General features: G+C 64.2%; 2 protein-coding genes. Both read right to left on the minus strand.

Features of this window, described 5'->3' with window-relative positions; translation table 11 throughout:
• Positions 1-71: 71 nt before the first annotated feature.
• Positions 72-848, minus strand: a complete 777-nt coding sequence (istB, locus tag Q0X16_RS02865; RefSeq protein WP_297830425.1) for an IS21-like element helper ATPase IstB — start codon at positions 846-848, stop codon at positions 72-74.
• The gene (gene istA / locus Q0X16_RS02870) at positions 838-2,361 is read right to left on the minus strand and encodes an IS21 family transposase (protein ID WP_297830427.1); all 1,524 of its coding nucleotides are present in this window, start codon (positions 2,359-2,361) and stop codon (positions 838-840) included. The genes istB and istA overlap by 11 nt, the downstream gene beginning before the upstream one ends.
• Positions 2,362-2,466: the final 105 nt, after the last annotated feature.

A 2,466-nucleotide genomic window follows, 5' to 3' on the forward strand; every position in this document is an offset into this window, starting at 1 on the left:
TGTTGATTTCCATCTAAAACTGAGCCGGGTTTTCCATCGAAAATTGAGCCACCCGCTGGGTGCAGTCTAGGTCACTTGCGTCGGTTGGCGGTGGCGGCTTTCTCCTTCTGCGTGTTGGCAGTGTTGTGGCGGAAACGGTAGCTGTCGTTGCCGGTTTCGATGATGTGGCAGTGGTGGGTCAGTCGGTCGAGCAGTGCGGTGGTCATCTTGGCATCACCAAAGACACTGGGCCATTCGGCGAAGCTCAGATTGGTGGTGATGGCGAGGCTCGTGTGCTCGTAGAGCTTGCCGATCAGGTGGAACAGCAATGCGCCGCCGGCCTGCGAGAACGGTAGGTAGCCGAGCTCGTCGAGGATGATCAGGTCGGTGGCGATCAACCGGCTGGCGATCTGCCCGGGTTTTCCGGCCGCTTTTTCCAATTCGAGCGCGTTGACCAGTTCGACGGTGGAGAAGAAGCGCACCCGGCGTTGCTGGTGGGTGATGGCCTGCACGCCCAATGCGGTGGCGAGATGGGTTTTCCCGGTGCCGGGTCCGCCGACGAAGACCAAGTTGTGCCGCTGGGTGAGGAAGTCGCCCCGGTGCAGTTGGCGGATCAGTGCCTCGTCTACGCTGGCTTGGCCGAAGTCGAAGGTGCTCAAGTCGCGATAGTGCGGGAATCGGGCGGTCTTGAGCTGATGTTTGATCGAGCGGACCTGCCGTTCGGCGGCCTCAGCCTTGAGCAGCAGGTTCATCAGGGGCAAGGCGGCTTGGTATTGCGGCCCGCCCTGATGGACCAACTCATCGAAGGCTTGGGCCATGCCGTAAAGGCGCAGGGCCTTGAGTGTGGCCAGCGTGTCGTCATGCGACATGGCGCGCCTCCCGGAGTCCATCGTAGCGGGAGGCGTTGGCCAATGGTTCCACCTGCAGGGCCAGCATGGGCGGCTCGGACATGGGCGGTGGCGGATCAGCGCCGAGCAGCCGGTGCAGCAGGTTGAGGATGTGCGGCTTGGACGGCGCGCCGGCCTCAAGCGCCAGTTCGACGGCAGCAAGGACGGCCTGCTCGTCATGCAGCAGCACCAAGGCAAGGATCTCGACCATCTCCCGGTCGCCGCCTTGGCGCTTGAGCAGGATCGCCTGCAAGCGCCGAAAACCTTCCGGCAGTTCGGCAAACGGCGCGCCGTTGCGCAGCGCACCGGGCTTGCGCTGCACTACGCTCAGGTAATGGCGCCAGTCGAATACCGTGCAGCCGCCGTCGTGGGCGCGCCGTATCCGACGCCCGTGCTCGGCGATCACCTGTCCTTCGGCGGCCACCACCACGCGGTCGGCATACAGGCGCACGCTGACTGGGCGGTTGGCGAAGCTGGCTGGGACGCTGTAGCGGTTGCGATCCACGTGCACCAGGCAGGTCGGCGTGACCCGCTTGGTCTGTTCGACAAAGCCGTCGAAGGGGGCCGTCACCGGCATTAGCGCCGAGCGTTCGTGATGCCAGAGCTGGGCGATCGTCCGATCCCGCCACTCCGGATGCGGCAGTTCCTCCCACATCTCACGGCAGCGTTGTTCAAGCCAGGAGTTGAGGGCATCCAGCGAGGGCATCGGCGGCACCGTCGGCCAGAGACGACGGCGGGCGTCGAGGACGTTCTTCTCGATCTGGCCCTTCTCCCAGCCGGAAGCCGGGTTGCAGAACTCGGGTTCAAACAGGAAATGGCTGGTCAGGGCGGTGAACCGCGTGTTGACGTCACGGCGCTTGCCGGCGCGCACCTTGTCCACCGCCGTCTTCATGTTGTCGTAGATCCCGCGGCGGGGCACGCCACCGAACACGGCGAAGGCGTGGTTGTGCGCGTCGAACAGCATCTCGTGGGTCTGCAGCAGGTAGGCCCGCAGTACGAACGCACGACTGTGGCTTAGCTTGAACTGGGCGATCTGCAGTTTGACCCGCTCGCCGTCGATACGGGCCCAGTCTTCGCTCCAGTCGAACTGGAAGGCCTCGCCCGGGGCGAAGACCAGTGGTATGAACACGCCCCGACCGGCGGTGCGGGCCTGCTCCTGCTCGGCCTGACGCCAAGCCCGGGCGAAGGCCGCGACCCGGTTGTAGGAACCGGTATACCCCCGCGCTAGCAGGGCGGCATGCATCTGCCGCAGTGTCCGCTTCTGCTTGCGCGGTGCATGCTGGTTACTGCGCAGCCAAGCCGACAGGTCGGCGGCATAAGGGTCGAGTTTGCTGGGGTTGTGCCGCTTGGGGTAGCGCGGCACGGTCTCTTCCGATGCCAGGTACTTGGCAATCGTGTTGCGCGACAGCTTGGTGCGCCGGGCAATCTCCCGGATCGACACCTTCTCGCGAAGGTGCCAGCGTCGGATAACGCTCAATAGGGCCACGTCGATCACTCCTGAAAACTCCGTCCGGGGAACGGACGGAGGGTGACGGGAGGTGGCTCAGTTTTGGACGGAAATCCCTAGCCGATGTGGCTCAGTTTTGAGCGCAAATCAACA

Source organism: Thermomonas sp., assembly GCF_025993755.1.
Taxonomy (GTDB): domain Bacteria; phylum Pseudomonadota; class Gammaproteobacteria; order Xanthomonadales; family Xanthomonadaceae; genus Thermomonas.

What these genes read in the sequence shown, in the direction of transcription:
- istB (WP_297830425.1), bottom strand. Translation starts at nt 848, where the DNA reads ATGTCGCATGACGACACGCTGGCCACACTCAAGGCCCTGCGCCTTTAC.